This window comes from Streptomyces sp. NPDC050535, assembly GCF_044457665.1.
Lineage (GTDB): Bacteria > Actinomycetota > Actinomycetes > Streptomycetales > Streptomycetaceae > Streptomyces.
On record NZ_JBITHE010000003.1, the window covers coordinates 543,891 to 561,671 of the forward strand.

General features: G+C 71.2%; 21 protein-coding genes. 8 read left to right on the forward strand and 13 right to left on the reverse strand.

Going from position 1 to position 17,781, the window contains the following annotated elements:
* Positions 1 to 53: 53 nt before the first annotated feature.
* From ACIBLC_RS10510 to ACIBLC_RS10535, 6 genes are all read right to left on the reverse strand, one after another.
* Positions 54 to 815 carry an SDR family oxidoreductase gene (locus ACIBLC_RS10510; protein ID WP_399210376.1) on the reverse strand — a complete coding sequence of 254 codons (762 nt, stop codon included), beginning with the start codon at positions 813 to 815 and terminating at the stop codon, positions 54 to 56.
* A gap of 17 nt (positions 816 to 832) precedes the next feature.
* Positions 833 to 1,594, reverse strand: coding sequence for a 3-oxoacyl-ACP reductase FabG (gene fabG / locus ACIBLC_RS10515; protein ID WP_399210377.1), 762 nt, complete (start codon positions 1,592 to 1,594; stop codon positions 833 to 835).
* Positions 1,595 to 1,753: 159 nt separating this feature from the next.
* Positions 1,754 to 2,137, reverse strand: a complete 384-nt coding sequence (locus ACIBLC_RS10520; RefSeq protein ID WP_399210378.1) for a DUF3037 domain-containing protein — start codon at positions 2,135 to 2,137, stop codon at positions 1,754 to 1,756.
* Positions 2,134 to 2,925 (reverse strand): HipA family kinase, encoded by a 792-nt coding sequence (locus tag ACIBLC_RS10525; RefSeq protein ID WP_399210379.1) that lies wholly within the window; start codon positions 2,923 to 2,925, stop codon positions 2,134 to 2,136. Before ACIBLC_RS10525 ends, ACIBLC_RS10520 begins: the two co-directional genes overlap by 4 nt.
* Before the next feature lie 74 nt (positions 2,926 to 2,999).
* A complete protein-coding gene (locus ACIBLC_RS10530) occupies positions 3,000 to 3,653 on the reverse strand; it encodes a response regulator (RefSeq protein ID WP_399210380.1) in 654 nt (217 codons plus the stop codon).
* Positions 3,650 to 4,621, reverse strand: a complete 972-nt coding sequence (locus tag ACIBLC_RS10535) for a HAMP domain-containing sensor histidine kinase (protein WP_399210381.1) — start codon at positions 4,619 to 4,621, stop codon at positions 3,650 to 3,652. The genes ACIBLC_RS10530 and ACIBLC_RS10535 overlap by 4 nt, the downstream gene beginning before the upstream one ends.
* A gap of 277 nt (positions 4,622 to 4,898) precedes the next feature.
* Between ACIBLC_RS10535 and ACIBLC_RS10540 the strand changes: the two genes are divergently transcribed.
* From ACIBLC_RS10540 to ACIBLC_RS10550, 3 genes are all read left to right on the forward strand, one after another.
* Positions 4,899 to 5,369 carry a cation:proton antiporter regulatory subunit gene (locus ACIBLC_RS10540; RefSeq protein WP_399210382.1) on the forward strand — a complete coding sequence of 157 codons (471 nt, stop codon included), beginning with the start codon at positions 4,899 to 4,901 and terminating at the stop codon, positions 5,367 to 5,369.
* Between the two features lie 4 nt (positions 5,370 to 5,373).
* The gene (locus tag ACIBLC_RS10545) at positions 5,374 to 6,639 is read left to right on the forward strand and encodes a cation:proton antiporter (protein WP_399210383.1); all 1,266 of its coding nucleotides are present in this window, start codon (positions 5,374 to 5,376) and stop codon (positions 6,637 to 6,639) included.
* A gap of 130 nt (positions 6,640 to 6,769) precedes the next feature.
* The gene (locus ACIBLC_RS10550; RefSeq protein ID WP_399210384.1) at positions 6,770 to 7,195 is read left to right on the forward strand and encodes a Rieske (2Fe-2S) protein; all 426 of its coding nucleotides are present in this window, start codon (positions 6,770 to 6,772) and stop codon (positions 7,193 to 7,195) included.
* A 12-nt stretch (positions 7,196 to 7,207) separates the two neighbouring features.
* Here ACIBLC_RS10550 and ACIBLC_RS10555 read toward each other — a convergent pair whose 3' ends face one another.
* On the reverse strand, positions 7,208 to 7,858 hold the full coding sequence (locus tag ACIBLC_RS10555; RefSeq protein WP_399210385.1) for a cysteine hydrolase: 651 nt from the start codon (positions 7,856 to 7,858) through the stop codon (positions 7,208 to 7,210).
* A 167-nt stretch (positions 7,859 to 8,025) separates the two neighbouring features.
* Between ACIBLC_RS10555 and ACIBLC_RS10560 the strand changes: the two genes are divergently transcribed.
* The gene (locus ACIBLC_RS10560; RefSeq protein ID WP_399210387.1) at positions 8,026 to 8,493 is read left to right on the forward strand and encodes a pyridoxamine 5'-phosphate oxidase family protein; all 468 of its coding nucleotides are present in this window, start codon (positions 8,026 to 8,028) and stop codon (positions 8,491 to 8,493) included.
* Between the two features lie 468 nt (positions 8,494 to 8,961).
* Here the strand turns inward: ACIBLC_RS10560 and ACIBLC_RS10565 are convergent, their stop codons facing one another.
* Positions 8,962 to 9,864, reverse strand: coding sequence for a LysR family transcriptional regulator (locus ACIBLC_RS10565; protein WP_399210388.1), 903 nt, complete (start codon positions 9,862 to 9,864; stop codon positions 8,962 to 8,964).
* Positions 9,865 to 9,939: 75 nt separating this feature from the next.
* Here ACIBLC_RS10565 and ACIBLC_RS10570 point away from each other — a divergent pair, with 75 nt between their 5' ends.
* The gene (locus ACIBLC_RS10570; RefSeq protein ID WP_399210389.1) at positions 9,940 to 10,875 is read left to right on the forward strand and encodes a DMT family transporter; all 936 of its coding nucleotides are present in this window, start codon (positions 9,940 to 9,942) and stop codon (positions 10,873 to 10,875) included.
* Positions 10,876 to 10,909: 34 nt separating this feature from the next.
* On the opposite strand, the gene ACIBLC_RS10575 is transcribed toward ACIBLC_RS10570, so the two are convergent.
* A complete protein-coding gene (locus ACIBLC_RS10575; protein ID WP_399210390.1) occupies positions 10,910 to 12,244 on the reverse strand; it encodes an aminotransferase class I/II-fold pyridoxal phosphate-dependent enzyme in 1,335 nt (444 codons plus the stop codon).
* Positions 12,245 to 12,279: 35 nt separating this feature from the next.
* On the opposite strand from ACIBLC_RS10575, the gene ACIBLC_RS10580 reads away from it, so the two are divergent.
* On the forward strand, positions 12,280 to 12,969 hold the full coding sequence (locus ACIBLC_RS10580) for a pyridoxamine 5'-phosphate oxidase family protein (RefSeq protein WP_399210391.1): 690 nt from the start codon (positions 12,280 to 12,282) through the stop codon (positions 12,967 to 12,969).
* A 39-nt stretch (positions 12,970 to 13,008) separates the two neighbouring features.
* Here the strand turns inward: ACIBLC_RS10580 and ACIBLC_RS10585 are convergent, their stop codons facing one another.
* The 3 genes from ACIBLC_RS10585 to ACIBLC_RS10595 form a co-directional block, all read right to left on the reverse strand.
* On the reverse strand, positions 13,009 to 13,980 hold the full coding sequence (locus ACIBLC_RS10585) for a DMT family transporter (protein ID WP_399210393.1): 972 nt from the start codon (positions 13,978 to 13,980) through the stop codon (positions 13,009 to 13,011).
* 208 nt (positions 13,981 to 14,188) lie between these two features.
* Positions 14,189 to 15,214, reverse strand: coding sequence for an EamA family transporter (locus tag ACIBLC_RS10590; protein WP_399210394.1), 1,026 nt, complete (start codon positions 15,212 to 15,214; stop codon positions 14,189 to 14,191).
* A gap of 232 nt (positions 15,215 to 15,446) precedes the next feature.
* The gene (locus ACIBLC_RS10595; RefSeq protein ID WP_399210395.1) at positions 15,447 to 15,995 is read right to left on the reverse strand and encodes a Clp protease N-terminal domain-containing protein; all 549 of its coding nucleotides are present in this window, start codon (positions 15,993 to 15,995) and stop codon (positions 15,447 to 15,449) included.
* A 198-nt stretch (positions 15,996 to 16,193) separates the two neighbouring features.
* On the opposite strand from ACIBLC_RS10595, the gene ACIBLC_RS10600 reads away from it, so the two are divergent.
* Together ACIBLC_RS10600 and ACIBLC_RS10605 are read left to right on the forward strand one after the other, a co-directional pair.
* A complete protein-coding gene (locus tag ACIBLC_RS10600; RefSeq protein ID WP_399210396.1) occupies positions 16,194 to 16,382 on the forward strand; it encodes a hypothetical protein in 189 nt (62 codons plus the stop codon).
* 152 nt (positions 16,383 to 16,534) lie between these two features.
* Positions 16,535 to 16,963, forward strand: a complete 429-nt coding sequence (locus ACIBLC_RS10605; RefSeq protein ID WP_399210397.1) for an SRPBCC family protein — start codon at positions 16,535 to 16,537, stop codon at positions 16,961 to 16,963.
* A gap of 133 nt (positions 16,964 to 17,096) precedes the next feature.
* Here the strand turns inward: ACIBLC_RS10605 and ACIBLC_RS10610 are convergent, their stop codons facing one another.
* Positions 17,097 to 17,741: a PadR family transcriptional regulator gene (locus tag ACIBLC_RS10610; protein WP_399210398.1), complete on the reverse strand. Its 645-nt coding sequence runs from the start codon at positions 17,739 to 17,741 to the stop codon at positions 17,097 to 17,099.
* Positions 17,742 to 17,781: the final 40 nt, after the last annotated feature.

The window sequence follows — 17,781 nt, forward strand, 5'->3', positions numbered from 1 at the left end:
TACGTCGACACACGCGTCGCTCGTGTCAACGGGAGGCGCCCCCGGCACTCGTGTCAGCCCACTCCGGCGTTCAGGAAGATGCCGCCGTCGATCACCAGTGTCTGGCCGGTGATCCAGTCCGACTGCTGCGAGGTGAGGAACGCGGCGGCGCCGCCGATGTCCGCGGGGACGCCGAGCCGGCCGAGCGGATAGGCGGCGATCACCTCCTCCTCGCGGCCCTCGTACAGGGCCTGCGCGAACTTGGTCTTGACGACGGCGGGCGCGATCGAGTTGACCCGCACCCCCGGCGCGAACTCGTGCGCCAGTTGCAGGGTCAGGTTGACCATGGCGGCCTTGCTGATGCCGTACGCGCCGATGAACGGCGAGGCGGAGACACCGGCGAGCGAGGCGATGTTGACGATCGCGCCGCCGTTGTCCTTCTGCCAGGCGTGCCAGGTCCGCTGGGCGAAGCCGAGCGCCGAGACGACGTTGGTCTCGAAGACCTTGCGCGCCACGTTGAGGTCGAGATCGGCGATGGGGCCGAACACCGGGTTCGTACCGGCGTTGTTGACCAGGTAGTCGACTCGGCCGAAGGCCTCCATGGTGCGCTCGACGGCGACGGCCTGGTGGGCCTCGTCGTGGGCCTTGCCCGGGACGCCGATGACGCGGTCGGCACCGAGTGCCTCGACGGCCTCCTTGAGAGTGTCCTCGTTGCGGCCGGTGATGCAGACGCGGTCACCGCGGGCGATCAGGGCCTCGGCGACTCCGTAGCCGATGCCGCGGCTCGCGCCGGTGATGAGCGCGACCTTGCCCGAGAGTTCGGGGAGTGTGGTCATGTCCGTGTCTCCCGGCGTCAGTTGAGCGGTCCGCCGGCGACGTACAGCACCTGGCCGGAGACGAATCCGGCCGCCTCGCCCGTGAAGAAGGCGATCGCGTTGGCGATGTCGTCCGGGTTGCCGACGCGCTGCACCGGGATCTGGGTCGCGGCGGCGGCCTGGAAGTCCTCGAAGCCCATGCCGATGCGGGCCGCCGTCGAGGCCGTCATGTCGGTGACGATGAAGCCGGGCGCGACGGCGTTCGCGGTGACGCCGAACTTGCCGAGCTCGAAGGCGAGCGTCTTGGTGAAGCCCTGCAGGCCGGCCTTGGCCGCGGAGTAGTTGACCTGGCCGCGGTTGCCGAGAGCGGACGACGAGGACAGGTTGACGATCCGGCCGAACTTCGCGTCCACCATGTGCTTCTGGACGGCCTTGGACATCAGGAACGCGCCACGCAGGTGCACGTTCATGACCGTGTCCCAGTCGGACGTGCTCATCTTGAAGAGCAGGTTGTCGCGGAGCACACCCGCGTTGTTCACCAGGATCGTCGGCGCACCGAGCTCCTCGGTGATCCGCGCGACGGCGGCTTCGACCTGGGCCTCGTCCGAGACGTCGCAGCCGACGGCGATGGCCTTGCCACCGGCGCCGGTGATCTTCTCGACGGTGTCCTTGCACGCGGCCTCGTCGAGGTCGATCACCGCGACGGCGCGGCCTTCGGCGGCCAGTCGTACGGCGGTCGCGGCACCGATGCCGCGCGCGGCACCGGTGACTACGGCGACGCGCTGCTCAGTGGTGGACATTGCTGGTTCTCCTCGCCCTTGAAAAGCCCTGCGGCCTGACTTGTCCTGCGGCTCACACGGTACGCCCGTCTGGTGAGCGACCGCTTAGTACCTTCAGCAGACGTGACGCTAGAAGCCCTGGCACCCGGTGTCAACGGCACACCGCGCGCGTGTGATCCATTACCTGACCAGCAGCGCGAGCAGCCGCTCCGCCTCGGACTCCGGATCCGCGGTGAGGCCGGTGTGCACGGGGCCAGGCTGGACGACCGTGGAGCGGGGCGCGATCAGCCAGCGAAAGCGCCGTCCGGCATCGTCGTGCGCCGCCTGACCTGCCGCTTCCCCGCCGGCGCAGATCCCCTCGACAGCGCGCAGCGCGGCCCGTACGCCGGCTACGTCCGCCTCGGGATCCAGCGCCCGCAGCTTCACCTCGTCCAGGTGCGTGCGGGCCCCGACGAAGGACTTGGCTCGGCAGTACACCAGCACGCCCGCGTTGAAGCACTCACCGCGTTCGATCCGGGGCACGACGCGCAGCAGTGCGTACTCGAAGACGTCCCGCTCGCTCACTTGCTCCCCCTGGCGACGTCGAGGTGTGCCGTGCCGTCGAGGCCCTTGACGCGCTCGTGGACGGAGGCGGCACGCGCGAGCAGCGGTTCGGCGTACGCACGCCTGAGGGTGTCCGTCGTGTCGAAGCCGGGTTCCCCCTCCAGCCACTCGTCCGGGATCTCGGCGGTCACCTCGGCGAGCAGCTCCCGGGTGACCAGCGGCGCCAGTTCCGCGGCGGCGGAGGCGATGTCGGGGCCGAAGGGTGCGAGCGCGTGATCGGTGGCGTCGTACGGCTTGGCGGCGGAGGCCTGGGCGCCGGGCCAGTTGTGGTGCCAGATCATCGTGGCGCCGTGGTCGATGAGCCACAGGTCGCCGTGCCACACCAGCAGGTTGGGGTTGCGCCAGGAGCGGTCGACGTTGTTGACCAGCGCGTCGAACCAGACGATCCGCCCGGCCTCTCCGGGGCTCACCCGGTGCGCGAGCGAGTCGAAGCCGATCGCGCGGGAGAGGAACTCCATCCCGAGGTTCAGCCCGCCGCTCGACTTCAGCAGTCCCTGAACCTCCTGGTCCGGTTCACCGAGCCCCAGGACCGGGTCGAGGCCGATCGTCACCAGCCCGGGCACCCGCAGACCCAGCCGCCGCGCGAGTCCACCGCACACGACCTCCGCGACCAGCGTCTTGCGCCCCTGCCCGGCGCCGGTGAACTTCATGACGTACGTCCCGAGGTCATCGGCCTCGACAAGCCCCGGCAGGGAACCACCCTCGCGGAGAGGGGTGATGTAGCGGGTCGCGATCACTTCTGTGAGCATTTCCCCAGGTTATCCGGGGGCCGAGGCGGCGATCCGAGGATCGTCGGCGTCCACGACCTCCACGGACAGAACATCTAGGGCTCGATGAGGCCGACGCGGATGGCGTAGCGGGTGAGTTCCAGGCGGTCTCGCAGGCCGAGTTTCTGGAGGAGGTTGGCGCGGTGGCGTTCGACGGTCTTGGCGCTGATGACCAGGAGGTGGGCGATCTCCTTGGAGCTGTGGCCCTCGGCGACGAGCTTGAGGATCTCCTCCTCGCGGTCGGTGATCACGCGGGCGGACAGCCTGTCGCCGGTGCGGGCGCGGTCGAGATAGGCGCGGATGACGGTGGTCTCGGCGCCGGGGTAGATGAAGGGTTCGTCGCGCAGGGCGGCGCGGCAGGCCTCGACGAGGTCGCGGTCGGCGACGGACTTCGGGACGTACCCGGAGGCGCCTGCCTTGAGGGCTTCGAAGAAGTACTGCTCGTTGTCGTACATCGTCAGCATCAGGGTGCGCAGGCCGGGGTGGAGGCGGGACAGTTCGCGGGCCGCCTGCAGTCCGGTTCGGCGGGGCATGGCGATGTCGAGGATCGCCAGGTCGATGTCCTGGCCGCGGGCCCGGGTGATGGCTTCGGCGCCGTCGGAGGCCTCGGCCACGACCGTCAGGTCCGGCTCGGCGTCCAGGATGAGGCGGACTCCCTGGCGTACGAGGGCGTGGTCGTCGGCGAGCAGGATGCGGGCCGGTCGGGTCATCGCGCGTTCTCCTGGCTGCGGTCGTCGACTGTGCTGCCGGTGACGTTCAGACGTACCTCGGCGCCGCCGAGGGGGCCGGTGCCGATGTGCAGCTCGGCGCCGATGAGGAGGGCGCGTTCGCGCATTCCGCTGATACCGGCGCCTTCGGGCACGGACCCGATTCCGTGCCCGTTGTCGCGGACCAGCAGTCCCACCCGGGCGTCGGACAGGGGGCGCAGGTGGACCTCGACCCGGGTGGCGCCGGAGTGGCGGGCGGTGTTGGTGAGCCCCTCCTGGGCGATCCGGTAGAGAACGAGTTCGGTCGCCGGGGCGAGGCGGGACAGGCCCGGGGTGATGTGCGCGGTCGCGCTGAGCCGGGAGGTGGTGAACTCCGCGGTCAGGGCGCGCAGTGCGCTGTGCAGGCCGAGTTCCTCCAAGACGCCGGGGCGCAGACGGCGGGCGATGCGACGGATCTCCTCCAGTCCGGCTCGGGTGGTCTCCTGCGCGGGGCGAAGGTCCTCCCGTACGGACCGGGGTGCGCGGTCGGCCGCGTGTTTGAGCTGGAGCAGGACGGCGGTGAGGGTCTGACCGACCTCGTCGTGGAGTTCCCGGGCGAGGCGCTGGCGTTCGGCTTCCTGCGCGGACAGCGCCCTGCCCGAGCTGGTGGCGCGTTCGGCCTCGAGACGGGCGAGCATGGCGTTGAACGTCGTGGTGAGTTCCGCGATCTCGCCGGGACCGGTGACCGGGGCGCGGCCGCCCGGCTTGAGGAGGTCGACGGCGGCCATGGCGCGGGTCAGGCGGGCCAGCGGCGCGAGTCCGATCCGCAGCAGGACCGCGTTCGCGATCAGCATCACCACCAGCCCGGCGATCAGGACCAGGGCCTCACCGAACAGCACCGGGGTGGAGACCGTGACGGGGCCCAGGAGCAGCAGGACCGCGACCACGAGCACGGCCGCGTTGAGGAGGAGGATCCTCCAGTACAGCGACATGATCGTGTGCTCCTTTCCCGGCGATCCTCACCTCCACTGTCTCCTGCCGCCGCCGATCAGCCTCATTCAGGCCTCTGGCCTGCGGCGGGACCCACGACCCCGCACCACCCTGCCCGCCGTGGGCATGCCGTGTCCATCCGTGCTGACACCCATATCGCGGGCCCTTTCGCGACTGGCACCATGAACCTTCGCGGCACCTGGTCACCGGCTCCATCCGGTCCCCCGCCGCGGCACCGCCACAACGAACATGGAGGGAGGGGTCGTGCCTGCTCCGCGGATGAGCACCACCCCCTTGCCGGGGATCGGCGTCCAGTACGACCTCACCACGCGGGAGCACCGCCACCTGTCGGTGATCGCGCACCGGGACGGGGCCCGGACGGTCAACGTCTACCGCGCCGACGACCCCGACGCCTGCGCCCAGTCGATGCACCTGACGGAGCCGGAGACGACCTCGCTGATCAACGCGCTGTCGCCCGCGCACAGGAGCCCGAACCTGCTGTCCACCACGGAACTGGGGCTGGTGGCCGAACGGATCAAGCTGTCGTCGGTCTCGTACTGGAACGGCCGGCTGCTGGGCGAGACCCGGATGCGGACCGACACCGGCGCCTCGATCGTCGCGGCGCTGCGCCGGGCGGAGGCCATCCCGTCCCCGGCACCGGACTTCCGGCTGGCCGGCGGCGACACCCTCATCGTGATCGGCACCCGCGAGGGCGTCGAGGCGGCGGCGGCGATACTGGGACGGGAGTGATCCCGTGCACTCCTCCGCGATGTTCCTGATCGAGTTCGGCGCCATCATCCTGGGCCTGGGGCTGCTCGGCCGGTTCGCCGGCCGCTTCCAGTTCTCGCCGATCCCGCTGTATCTGCTGGCCGGGCTCGCCTTCGGCGAGGGCGGGCTGCTGCCACTGGGCACCAGCGAGGAGTTCGTGGCGATCGGCGCCGAGATCGGCGTCATCCTGCTGCTGCTCATGCTCGGCCTGGAGTACACGGCGACCGACCTGGTCTCCAACCTCAAGACCCAGTACAGGGCCGGCCTGGTGGACGCCGCCCTCAACGCCCTGCCGGGTGCCGCGCTGGCACTGCTGCTCGGCTGGGGCCCGGTGGCCGCCGTCGTACTGGCCGGAGTCACCTGGATCTCCTCCTCCGGCGTCATCGCCAAGGTCCTCGGCGACCTGGGCCGGATCGGCAACCGCGAGACCCCGGTCATCCTGAGCATCCTGGTCCTCGAGGACCTGTCGATGGCCGTCTACCTGCCGATCGTCACCGCTCTGCTCGCCGGTACGGGTCTGGCGGCGGGCAGCGTCACCCTGGCCGTGGCCCTGGTGGTCGCCGGACTCGTGCTGTTCGTCGCGGTCCGCTACGGCCGGATCATCTCCCGTTTCGTCTCCAGCGACGATCCGGAGAAGCTGTTGCTGGTCGTCCTGGGGCTGACCCTGCTGGTCGCGGGACTGGCCCAGCAGCTCCAGGTCTCCGCGGCGGTGGGCGCGTTCCTGGTCGGCATCGCGCTGTCCGGTGAGGCGGCCGAGGGTGCCCACGGGCTGCTCTCCCCGCTGCGCGACCTGTTCGCCGCGGTGTTCTTCGTCTTCTTCGGGCTGCACACCGATCCCGCGAGCATCCCGCCGGTGCTGTTGCCCGCGCTCGCCCTGGCGGTCGTCACCGCCGGCACGAAGATCGCCACCGGCTACTGGGCCGCCGGGCGCGCCGGAATCTCCGTCAAGGGCCGCTGGCGGGCGGGCGGCACGCTGGTGGCGCGCGGCGAGTTCTCCATCGTCATCGCCGGGCTCGCCGTCACCTCCGGCATCGAACCCTCCCTCGGTCCGCTGGCCACGGCGTACGTCCTGATCCTGGTCGTCGTCGGCCCGCTCACCGCCCGCTACACCGAGCCGGTCGCCACCTGGTTCACCGGGCGCCGCAACCCGCCCGGGCCGCTGCCGATCACGGTGCCCCCCGCGGAAGGCGGCCCCGAGACAATCGTCCCGGAGACGGTCCAGGATGTTCGCATCGCGGGGCGACCTGACTGACGTAGCGTCACATAGCCGGGCCCCGCCTTTGCCTAGATCGCGCCAAGTGGGCGCGCACCCTGAACAGTGCCCGCGGCGGAGCCGTACTACTTTACGGATCAACAGCACGTACGGTGAAGGGGAAGTCAGTATGACCAGCGAATCGCTTCAGCCCATCTCTGCGCCGTCCCGCCGCACCGTCGTGACAGCGGTGGGCGCGGCGGGCCTCGCCGTCGCACTGACCGCGTGCGGGTCGGAGGACGAGTCCTCCGGATCCGCCGACTCCGCGGGCACCGTTCTCGCGAAGACCTCGGACATTCCCGAGGGCGGCGGCAAGGTCTTCGAAGCGCAGGGCGTGGTGGTGACCCAGCCGACGGCGGGCACGTACAAGGCGTTCTCGTCCAAGTGCACCCACCAGGGCTGTGCCGTGAAGGGCATCGAGAACGACGTCATCAACTGTCCCTGCCACGGCAGCCAGTTCTCCGCCACGGACGGAAGCGTGAAGAAGGGCCCGGCGACCCAGCCGCTGGCCGCCGCGAACATCACGGTGGACGGGGACTCGATCACGCTGGCGTGAACCGGGGCACGCTCACGCCCGAGCGACCCGCCGCGGTCGCTCGAGGCAGGCCAGCACGTCGTCGGTCGAGGTGATCACGGCGACCAGGGCGAGAGTGTTGCGGATCATCGCCGGGGTGTAGTCGGCGGGCACCCCGGCGATGGCGTCGGCGGGCACCACGGCCGTGTAGCCGCGGTTCACGGCGTCGAACACGGCGTTGGGAATGGCGACGTTGGCCGAGACACCGGTCACGATCAGCGTGCGGCAGCCCAGGTTGCGCAGCAGCGCGTCGACATCGGTGCCCTCGATCGGGGACAGCCCGTGCAGCCGCCGTACGACGAGGTCCTCCTCGGCGACCTCGATGGGCGGCGCGACCCGTACCGCCGTGGTCCCCGTCAACTGCTGTACGGGGAGCCGCTCGGCCGCGCGGAACAGTCTGGCGTTGCGATTCGCGCCCCGGCCGTCCGGGCGGCGTTCGGCGACCGCGTGGATGACCTGGACCCCGTTCCGGTGCGCGGCGGCGACCAGCCTCGCGACGTTCGCCAGTGTCCCCGACGACCGCGCCTCCTTGGCGAGTTCGGGCAGCGCGCTGTCCTGCCCCACGACACCCTGCTGGCACTCGACGGTGAGCAGTACCGTGCTGGCGGGGTCGAGGAGTTCACTGAGCTGTTCGAACGACGGCATGGCTCCCCCTGGTCGCGGGCGGTAGGAGCGGGCGAGACTAACGACCATTGCGCCAGGACGGAAGAGCGACCATGCTTTCCTGACGCATCGTCAGATGTTGCCGGATACGAAATCCCGCCGGGTACGCCGGAGAAGTGCGCCGGGCACACGGCAGAGAAGGGGACCGCATGGCCGTCACTCAACGCCGGGGCCGGAAGATCATGATGACGCCCGACGAACTGGACGAGTTCCTGGGCAGTCAGCGCACCTGCCGCGTCGCGACCGTCTCCGCGACGGGCGCCCCGCACGTGAGCACGCTCTGGTTCGTCTGGGACGGCACCTCGCTCTGGCTGTACTCGATCACCCGCAGCAAGCGCTGGTCCGACCTGCGCCGTGATCCGCGCGTCGCCGTGGTCGTCGACACCGGCGAGGAGTACGGCGAACTGCGGGGCGCCGAGCTGTCCGGCACCGTCGAGTTCGTCGGCGAGGTGCCTCGTACGGGCGAGGAGTTCCCCGAACTAGCCCCGGTCGAGCGGCTGTTCGCCGGCAAGAACTTCGGCATCGACGAAATGCCGCACGACGGCAGACACGCGTGGATGCGGCTGACGCCGGACGCGATCGCTTCCTGGGACTTCCGGAAACTCGCGGGGCTGTAGCCCGAGCCTCGCGGGCGTCGGCGGCTCAACCTGTGCGGGCTCCCGCCGCGCGGGCCCGGCAACGCTCCCGTCCCCCGCGGGCCCGGCTGGACTCCCGCGCCACCCGGGCCCGGCTGCACTCCCGTTCCACGCAGGCCGCCTGGACTTCCGTTCCACGCAGGCCGGCTGGACTTCCGCCCCATCCAGGCCCGGCACGCTCCCGCCGCGCGAACCCGGCCACGCTCCCGCCGCACAGGGCTCGGCGAGTCCCCCACCAGCGCAAGCCCGCCACGCAGCGCCTTGACCGCCCCCACCATCGCGAGCCCCGCGCACAGGCCAAGCCACCCTCCCGCCCCGCAAGGGCCCGCCCAGCCGCCACAGTGCAAGCCCGCCCCGCAGGGCCCGGCCGCTTCCACCCTCGCAAGCCCGGCACGCACCACCGCGCACCTCCCGCCATCCCTCAACTCGCCAACTCACCCGCTCACCCCCTCAAACCACCCCCGCCCCCGCCCTGCGCAGCGCCTCCACGGCCGCCCTGATCGAAGGCCGTCGGTCGGCGTCCTCGCGCCACAACGCGTGCACATACCGGTGGACGCGATGCCGTACGGGCACGGCCCGCACCCCCTCCGGCAGCGGATCGCGGCCGAGGCGGGGCGCGACGCACACACCCAACCCGGCCGCCACCAGGGCGAGTTGGGTGTGGTGCTCGCCGGCGAGGTGAGCGATTCGGGGCTCGATCCCCTTGGCGCGCAGCGTGTACACCAGCCACTCATGGCAGAACTCGCCCTCGGGCCAGGAGATCCACTCGTCGTCCGCGAAGTCCTCCAGGTCGACCGCGTCCCGGTCGGCGAGCGGGTGCTTCTCGGGCATCGCGACGTCGGCGGGATCGTCGAGGAGGGTGGCCTTGACAAGCCCCTCGGGCACGGGCAGCGGCTTGTTGTACCAGTCGAGCACGACGGCGAGGTCGAGGTCCCCCCGGATCAGACCGCTGACACCCTGCTCGGGCTCCAGCTCCCGCGAGCGAACCCGCAGCCCCGGATGCTCGGCCCGCAACGCACCGAGCACGGCGGGGAACAGCCCACGCGCGGCCGTAGGGAACGCGGACAGCCGCAGCTCGCCCACCACCTGCCCGCGCTGCGCCTCCAGGTCGGACTGCGCGAGCTCGACCTGCGACAGGATCCGCGCGGCATGGTCGGCGAGCAGCCGCCCGGCGTCGGTGAGACGCACTCCACGTCCGTTCTTGGCGAGCAGCCGCTGCCCCACCTCGCGCTCGAGCTTGGACATCTGCTGGGAGACGGCCGATGTCGTGACGTGCAGCCCGTCGGCCGCGCCGCTCACCGAGCCGTGCCGGGCGAGGGCGTCGAGAGTACGCAGGCGCTCAAGGTTCAACATCTTAGCAATGCTACGAGATATCGGGCGCTAAATCTCGCTTGTGCTACGTGATCGTTCTACGTCATCGTGAGTTCCATGAGCGCCGTCGCCACTCCTCGCACCATCCCGCCGACCGACCGGAGCCCTCGCCGTCGCGGCGCCCTCGACTGGCGGATCCGCTTCGGCGTCCTCTCCCTGATCTGGGGCTTCAGCTTCCTCCTCATCAAGGTCGGCACGGAGGGCTACGCGCCGTTCCAAGTCACGCTCGGGCGGCTGGTGTTCGGGACCGCTGTCCTCGCGGCGGCGATGGCGGTGAAGCGGGAACGGCTGCCGCGCGGCGCGCGGACCTGGGGGCACCTCACGGTCGCGGCCTTCCTGCTCAACGCGCTGCCGTTCTCACTCTTCGCCTACTCCGAGCTGACGATCCCCTCGACGCTCGCGGGCATCTGCAACGCGACCTCGCCGCTGTGGGGCATGGCCCTGTCCCTGGTCGCCCTCTCCGAGGACCGGCCGACCCGGCGCAGGGTCGCCGGCCTCGGCCTCGGCTTCCTGGGCGTGCTGACCGTCCTCGGCGCCTGGCAGGGCTTCCACGGCCTGGACGCCACGGGCACGGCGATGGCCCTGTCGGCCTCACTGAGCTACCCGATCGGCTGGATCTACGTCCGCCGCACGCTGGCCGGCTCCGGTCACTCGCACCTGTCGATGACCGGCGCCCAGTTGCTGCTGGCGACGGTCCAACTGGCCTTCGTCACGCCGCTGTTCACCAGCCTGCCGAGCCGTTTCCCGCTCGTCCCGCTGCTCGCGATCGCCGCCCTGGGGATTCTCGGCACGGGGCTCGGCGTCCTCCTCCAGTACGGCCTGGTCGCCGAGGTCGGCCCGACGACGGCCCAGATGGTCACGTACTTCATCCCCGTCATCGCCACCGCGGTCGGCGTCGCCATCCTCGGCGAATCGCTGACCTGGTCGACACCGGTCGGCGCGGTCGTCGTCCTGGCGGGAGCGGCCCTCACCCAGGCCAGGGCACGCCGATGAGCCATCTCGCACAGGCACCGCGGCCGGTGATGACTCAGACGTACTGGCGTGCGGCGGGCGCCGGTGCGACGGCGGCGGCGACCGCGTCGGCCAACGGCTCGATGTCGCCCGGCGTGAGCGTCGAGACGGTGATCCGCAGACCGGGCGGCGCACCCACCCGGAAGCGGGCCCCCGGCGCCACCGCCCAGCCCGCGTGCAACAGCCGCGCGACCGCCCCGGTCTCGTCCGGAACCGGAACCCACACGTTCATCCCGCTGCGCCCCTGAGCCGCGACGCCCCGTTCCCCGAGGGCGCCGATCAGCGCGTCACGTCGGCGTTCATAGGACGCCGCCACAGCCGGTACGTCGACCGCGCCGGTGGTCCACAACTGGACGACCGCGCGCTGCAACAGATGGCTGACCCAGCCGGGGCCCAGCCGCTGCCGCCCGTGCACACGGTCGACGGTGACGGGATCCCCGGTCAGCACGGCGAGCCTAAGGTCGGGCCCGTACGCCTTGGCGACGGAACGGACCAGGGCCCAGTGGCGGGTCGTACCGGCCAGCGGATGCAGCGGCAGGTCGACGATCCGGTGCCCGTGGTCGTCCTCGATGAGCAGGGTCCCCGGGTACCTCTTGAGCACCGAACGCAGGGCACGCGCGCGCGTGGCACTCACCGCGGCTCCTGTCGGGTTCTGCGCGCGGTCCGTGACGATCAGGGCCCGCGCACCGTCGCCCAGTGCCCGCCGTACGTCCTCGGGGACCGGACCCTCCTGGTCCACACCCACGGCGACGACCCGCAGCCCGAGCGCCGGCACGAGGTCCAGCAGGCCGCCCCAGCCGGGATCCTCGACGGCGACCGCGTCCCCGGGCCTGAGGTGGGTCACCAGCACGCGCTCGATGGCGTCGAGCGATCCGGAGGTGACGACGACAGGGCCGTCGGGCACCGCGTCGGCGTCGAGTTCGGCGCGCGCGAGCCGCGCCAACTCCGGCTCGACAGCCGCCTCCCCGTACATCACGGGCTCCCGGTCCGACCGCTCCGCCGCCGCGGCGAACGCCTCGGTGAGGCCGGGAAGCAGGGCTCGATCGGGATTCCCGTCGGCCAGGTTCCGTACACCGTCCGGCACCTCGACCCGGATGTAGTCGCGGCCCGTCGTGGCCGGCTTGGAGCGAATACGGCTGCCCCGGCGTCCGGCGGTCTCGATCACCCCGCGCTCGCGCAGGGTGCGATAGGCGGCCGCGACCGTATTGGGATTCACCCCGAGCTTCGCCGCCAACTCCCGCATGGGCGGCAGCAGTCGTCCCGGCTCCAGCTCGCCCGAACCCACGGCACGCTCGACGCTCGCGGCGATCTCGGCTGCGCCACGCCCTTCGATCCGATATTCTCCTAGCACAAACGACATTATGCACTAGTGCAATGGAGACCGCAATGCCGGAGACGAGCCTTCAGCCCGGGATACCGCACCCCGCCGCCTACACCCCGACCGACCGCACCGTCCCCACCCGCTCGGCGAACCGCGCCGCGTACGACCGGGAAATGGTGCACTCCATCCTCGACGAGGGGTACGTCTGCCACCTCGGCTTCGTCCGCGACGGCGCCCCGGTCGTGCTCCCGACCCTCTACGGACGCGTCGGCGAGCGCCTCTACGTGCACGGTTCGACCGGCTCACGCCCCCTGCGGATGACCGGCCAGGCGGACCCCGGGCTGGCGGTCTGCCTCACCGTCACGCACGTGGACGGTCTGGTGCTGGCCCGGTCCGCCTTCCACCACTCGATCAACTACCGCTCCGTGGTGGTGCACGGCATCGCCCACCAGGTGACGGACCCGGACGAGCGGCGGACAGCCCTGGACGCACTGGTCGACCATGTCGTCCCGGGCCGCTCGTCCGACTCGCGCCCCGCCAACACCAAGGAGCTGGCGGCCACCGCCGTCATCCGCCTCGACCTCAACGAGGTCTCCGCGAAGCTCCGCACCGGCGGCCCGAACGACGAGCCCGAGGACCTCTCCCTCCCCCACTGGACCGGAGTCCTCCCCCTGACCAAGGGATACGGCACCCCCGTCCCCGCCGCCGACCTCGCCCCCGGCATCGAGCTTCCGGACTACCTCGCCTCGCTGTGACAGTGGCCCTGGAGGAGAGCGGGGCGGGGGTCGCCGACGTCAGATCAGCGCCCTCTCCCCCAACCCCTCTTCCAGCTCGAGTCGACCGGCCGCCGCGCCGCGAGCCTCCGCCACCGCGAGCCCGGCGACCGAGCCCAGCATCAGCAAGGTCCCCGCGAACGTCGCCGCGGTGAGTCGCTCGCCGAGCAGGACGACGGCCAGCACGGCGGCACTCACCGGCTCCAGGAGCATGACCACGGAGACGGTGGCGGACCGCACCACCGCGGCACCGGCGAAGTACAGGGCGTACGCCAGAGCCGTGGGGACGGCCGCGATGTACGCCAACAGGGCCAGGACGTGCGCTGGTTGGGCGGTGTGCGGGACCAGCCCCTCGGCCAGACCGAAGGGCAGCAGGCAGGCGGTGGTCACCGCGAAGGCCCAGACGGTCGTACTGGACGCGTCGGCGCCACCGTCCCGGCCCCACCAGCGTGTGAGCAGGGTCATCACGGAGTACCCGGCCGCGGACACGACCGCGAGCAGCACCCCCCAGGGGCGTACCGTCGCACCCCCGCTGCCGAGCACCAGAACCGCGAGCCCGCCCAGAGCCCCGGCGACGGCGGCCGTTCCGGCGCCACCGAGCCGCTCGCCCATGGTCAGCCGCGCCCCGAGCGCGATGAGTACGGGTCCGGCGCCCAGCGTCACCACGGTCGCCACGGCGAGGCCGGTCGCTTCGACGGCAGCGAAGTAGGCGGTCTGGAAGACGGCAAGACCCAGGCCCGTGACACCGATCCGCAGGATCTTGCGGCGGATCGGCTCGCGCACGGCGGGCCTGACCCGGCGGCGCGGCAGGCGTACGGCGAGCAGCAGGAGGAGCCCGCCCGCACAGCGCCAGAAGGAAAGGGCGATCGGCCCCATGTCACTGGCCCGGTAGACCAGCGACGCGGCCGCGCCCGCGGTCCCCCAGGCGGCGCCGGCGACGGTCAGATAGAGGAGGCCTCGCCCGATGGGCAGGCCGGAAACAGCATTCGACACGTGTTCTCTCCGCAGCTGAGCAGAAGTTCAGGAAGGGACCACGTCACGGCCTGTGAACGTTGGGCACAGACGTACGTGAGGATCCTTGGACTTCGTCCGCGGGCAGCACCGCTCCGCCCGGCGGCTACGCGGGGCGTGGATTCCGGAGGGCCCGCCTCAGGCGGCCGGAGGCGGCAGAACGAGAGCGTCCGAATGCATGATCGACACCCTAGAGGGCGTTCCCCCGGGCCGACAACTGCCTTTCGGAGCCGCCCGGACCGTCCTCGCCGGAGCCTCCGGCGACCGCGCCCTCGGATGCCTTGGCCGGCGCCGACGACTGGGCGATGAACGCGCCGAGCAGCACCACCGCACCGCCGATGATCTGCGGCGCCGAGAGGTGCTCACCGAGCAGCACCCAGGCGAGGACGGTCGCGATGACCGCTTCGAGGCAGGCCACGACGCCCGCGACCTGCGGCGAGAGCCTGCGCACGGAGAGCACTCCGGTGACGTAGGCGACGACGGTCGCGATGAGCACGATCCAGCTGAGGAGCAGGGAGGCGGCGACAGCGGTCCCGTCCATATCGGCGGTGCCCCCGAGTACGGACCAGTCCATGTTCCAGGGGCGGGAGACGACGGTCAGCACGAGGGCACCGATGAGCAGCCCGTAGGCGATGACACCGAGCGGGTCGGGAGCCTCGTCGCCCGCGTCGCCGCCCTGGTCGGACAGGACGAAGTAGCCGACCTGGCAGCAGGCGGCCCCCAGCGCGAGCAACAGCCCGACGGCGTCGAAGCTCAGCCCCGACCACACTTCCACCACGCAGGCGAGCCCGCCGACCGCGAGGACGACCCCGAGGGCCGCGGCGCGCGTCACGGGCCGCCGCTGCACGAACCGCACCCAGCCGAGCACGAGCGCCGGCGCGAGGTACTCCACGAGCAGCGCGACGCCCACGGGTATCCGGGAGATCGCGGCGAAGTAGCAGGCCTGCACACCGGCCACGGCGAGCAGACCGAACCCGGCGAGCAGCAGGGGGCGGCTTCGCAGCAGGCTCCGGTGACGTACGGCCAGCGGCAGCATGATCAGCGCGGCTCCCGCGACCCGCAGCCACACCACGTGGAGCGGATCAAGACCCGCCTCGATCAACGGCTTGGCCGCGACACCCGATCCGCCGAAGGCGACCGCCGATGCCAGCGCGAGGCCGAGACCGACGCCCCGCCCGCGGTTGCCCTGACTCCCCTGAGACGTATGCACCGGCACATGATGACAGGCGGCGACATGAGCGTCACCCCCGATGACACCTGTCTCAACGGCTGGACGCCCACGCACGGCGCCGGTGCCTGTCGACGGGTGTGTGGTGTCTGTGGTCGGGCGTGAGCCGGAGGAACCCGAGATTGAGCCGGGGACCCGACCTGAGTCGAAGGCCCGACCTGAGTCGAAGACCCGACCTGAGTCGAAGACCCGACCTGAACCGGAGGGACCCGGCCCGAACTCAACCCCCTACGTCGCCACCGCCGGCGTACTCCTCGAGCCCGGCCTCGATCCGCGCGAGCAGCGCTCGGGCGTCCACGCCCGCACGCCCCAGCACCTCGACCGCCCGCGACTGGGGACCGGCGACGACCGCCGCGAGCAGATCGGCACCACGGGCCCGCGTGTCACCCCGGAGGACGGCCCGCTCGCACGCCTCTTCCATGGCGCCTGCCGCCGCCGGGGACCAGCCCTCCTCGACGACCGTCGGTACGCGACCGGAGTCCTCGACGGTGCCCTGCCAGCGCAGCCCATAGCCGATGCTGCGCTGCACGAGGTAGCCGAGCAGCCGCGCGACCTGTGGTCCACCGTCGAAGACCGCACGCACCTCGGGGTCGGACTCCAGCAGCGAGTGCAGCAGATGAGCCGTGTCGATCTGCCTGTCCCCGTCCCGCAGCGCTCTCCTGCGCGCGCCGGAGACCACCGTTGCCAACTCGTCACTGAGCCCGGCATCGAGTTCGTCGCTGTTCGGGCCGCTCTCGGCGGCGGGCTGCTGCGGGGTACGGGACGGCACAACCCCTACCCCATCAGTCCCGCCGAGTCGGGTCATCCCCGGAGGGCACCATTTCGGCGTCCGACACAGGGTGGGCGTACCTACGCGGGTTCTCCTCCTTACGGATGACATCGCGCCGTTTCATCTCCCGGGGCGCGCGCCGCCTTGCCGCACGCCCCGCAGGAAACCGGGACGCTCCGGCGATCGTCCCTCAGGAACATGGAGAGCAGGTACTGGCTGGTGGCCCTGCCTGCGGTCGACGGCAGGCAGTACGTCTATCGGGTGTACGCCCCCGAGGACGCACTGCCGGCCGACCTGTTCTGGGAGGCGTGGCACTGCCACGACGAAGGACCCTTCCCGCGCGCGTGGGACCTGTTCGACGCGGCGGTGATAGAGCGGGTGGGCTGACACCCGGCGCCGACCCCTGGCCGGTCCCTAATTGGGGAGCGACTCCACAATTCCTGACGGTTCATCAGTATTGAATGTTGGGGGGCCTGGAGCTACGTTCCGCGACACCGTAGCTGCGCCGGGCGCAGCACCCGACACAAAGGGGTGGCCGCATGGCCGAAGTCAGCGCGGAAGCACGCATCGAGGCGCCTGCCGAGAAGGTCTGGGCGCAGCTCACGGATTTCTCCTCGTACGGCGAGTGGAACTCGACCCACACCAACTTCCCGAAGGGCGGCCCCACCTCGCTCGAGGTCGGCGCCACCTTCGAGGAGAACATGAAGCTCATGGGCTTCCCGGCCGAGGTCAACTGGACCATCGACGAGCTGGAACCCGCCCGCACCCTGGCCATCCACGGCAAGGGCCCGATGGCGGTGAACGTCACCACCCGCTACACCCTGATCCCCGACGGCGAGGCCACGAGGGTGCGGATCGACGGGGAGTTCACCGGCGCCGCCGTCTCCCTGATGGCGGGGAAGCTCAAGGACTCGGCGACGGCCGCCCTCGACGAGTCGCTGCGCAAGCTCGCCGGGCTGGTGACCTGAGCACACGGCCGCCACACACCCCGCCGGCACCGGCACATCGGCCGCGCACGGAGAAGCGCCCCGCGGAAACAATTCCGCGGGGCGCCTTCGGCCACGACAGCGAAACGCCGTCGTCAGCCCTGGTCAGTCCTGTTCAGTCCTCGTCAGCGAGGATCAGGTACAGCTTCTTACGGGTTTCGTTGATGACCGCCAGTGCCTTGTCGCGCTGGTCCTTGCTGCCGGTCTTCCAGACCTGGCCGAAAGCCTCCATGAGGCCGAAGCCGGCCTGCCGGATCTCGTGCAGCGTCTCCCAGTCGACCCCGCGCCCGGCCTCTTCCCAGGGCGCGTCGGGACCCTCGTCGGCCGCGGTGCGGCCGTCGTCGGTGAGCGAGAACAGCTTCTTGCCGCCCTCGGCCTCGCTGATGATCAGGCCCTCGTCCTCCAGCAACTGGAGGGTCGGGTACACCGAACCCGGGCTGGGCTTCCACGCCCCGCCGCTGCGCTCGGCGATCTCCTGGATCATCTCGTAGCCATGCATGGGCCGGTCCTTGAGAAGGGCCAGGATCGACGCACGTACGTCACCGCGCCTCGCCCTCCCCCTCGGTCCACCCCGGCCGCCACGTCCACCCCAGGGGCCAGGGCCGAAGCCCGGTCCACCAAAACCTGGGCCACCGGGACCACCCGGCCCGAAGGGCCCGAAAGCCCCACGTCGCCCTTCGAAGCCGCCCCGACCCCGATGGCCGGACCCGCCCTGTCCCTGTCCACGCTCGTATCCGAATTCCTGTCCATGGGAACGCATCGCAATCACTCCATTCCATCGTTGATCGGTCGCGATGCGT

What these genes read in the sequence shown, in the direction of transcription:
- ACIBLC_RS10525 (WP_399210379.1), bottom strand. Translation starts at nt 2,925, where the DNA reads ATGCTCACAGAAGTGATCGCGACCCGCTACATCACCCCTCTCCGCGAG.
- ACIBLC_RS10530 (WP_399210380.1), bottom strand. Translation starts at nt 3,653, where the DNA reads ATGACCCGACCGGCCCGCATCCTGCTCGCCGACGACCACGCCCTCGTA.
- ACIBLC_RS10555 (WP_399210385.1), bottom strand. Translation starts at nt 7,858, where the DNA reads ATGCCGTCGTTCGAACAGCTCAGTGAACTCCTCGACCCCGCCAGCACG.
- fabG (WP_399210377.1), bottom strand. Translation starts at nt 1,594, where the DNA reads ATGTCCACCACTGAGCAGCGCGTCGCCGTAGTCACCGGTGCCGCGCGC.
- ACIBLC_RS10580 (WP_399210391.1), top strand. Translation starts at nt 12,280, where the DNA reads ATGCCGGAGACGAGCCTTCAGCCCGGGATACCGCACCCCGCCGCCTAC.
- ACIBLC_RS10550 (WP_399210384.1), top strand. Translation starts at nt 6,770, where the DNA reads ATGACCAGCGAATCGCTTCAGCCCATCTCTGCGCCGTCCCGCCGCACC.
- ACIBLC_RS10540 (WP_399210382.1), top strand. Translation starts at nt 4,899, where the DNA reads ATGAGCACCACCCCCTTGCCGGGGATCGGCGTCCAGTACGACCTCACC.
- ACIBLC_RS10535 (WP_399210381.1), bottom strand. Translation starts at nt 4,621, where the DNA reads ATGTCGCTGTACTGGAGGATCCTCCTCCTCAACGCGGCCGTGCTCGTG.
- ACIBLC_RS10600 (WP_399210396.1), top strand. Translation starts at nt 16,194, where the DNA reads ATGGAGAGCAGGTACTGGCTGGTGGCCCTGCCTGCGGTCGACGGCAGG.
- ACIBLC_RS10605 (WP_399210397.1), top strand. Translation starts at nt 16,535, where the DNA reads ATGGCCGAAGTCAGCGCGGAAGCACGCATCGAGGCGCCTGCCGAGAAG.
- ACIBLC_RS10570 (WP_399210389.1), top strand. Translation starts at nt 9,940, where the DNA reads ATGAGCGCCGTCGCCACTCCTCGCACCATCCCGCCGACCGACCGGAGC.
- ACIBLC_RS10510 (WP_399210376.1), bottom strand. Translation starts at nt 815, where the DNA reads ATGACCACACTCCCCGAACTCTCGGGCAAGGTCGCGCTCATCACCGGC.
- ACIBLC_RS10560 (WP_399210387.1), top strand. Translation starts at nt 8,026, where the DNA reads ATGGCCGTCACTCAACGCCGGGGCCGGAAGATCATGATGACGCCCGAC.
- ACIBLC_RS10610 (WP_399210398.1), bottom strand. Translation starts at nt 17,741, where the DNA reads ATGCGTTCCCATGGACAGGAATTCGGATACGAGCGTGGACAGGGACAG.
- ACIBLC_RS10565 (WP_399210388.1), bottom strand. Translation starts at nt 9,864, where the DNA reads ATGTTGAACCTTGAGCGCCTGCGTACTCTCGACGCCCTCGCCCGGCAC.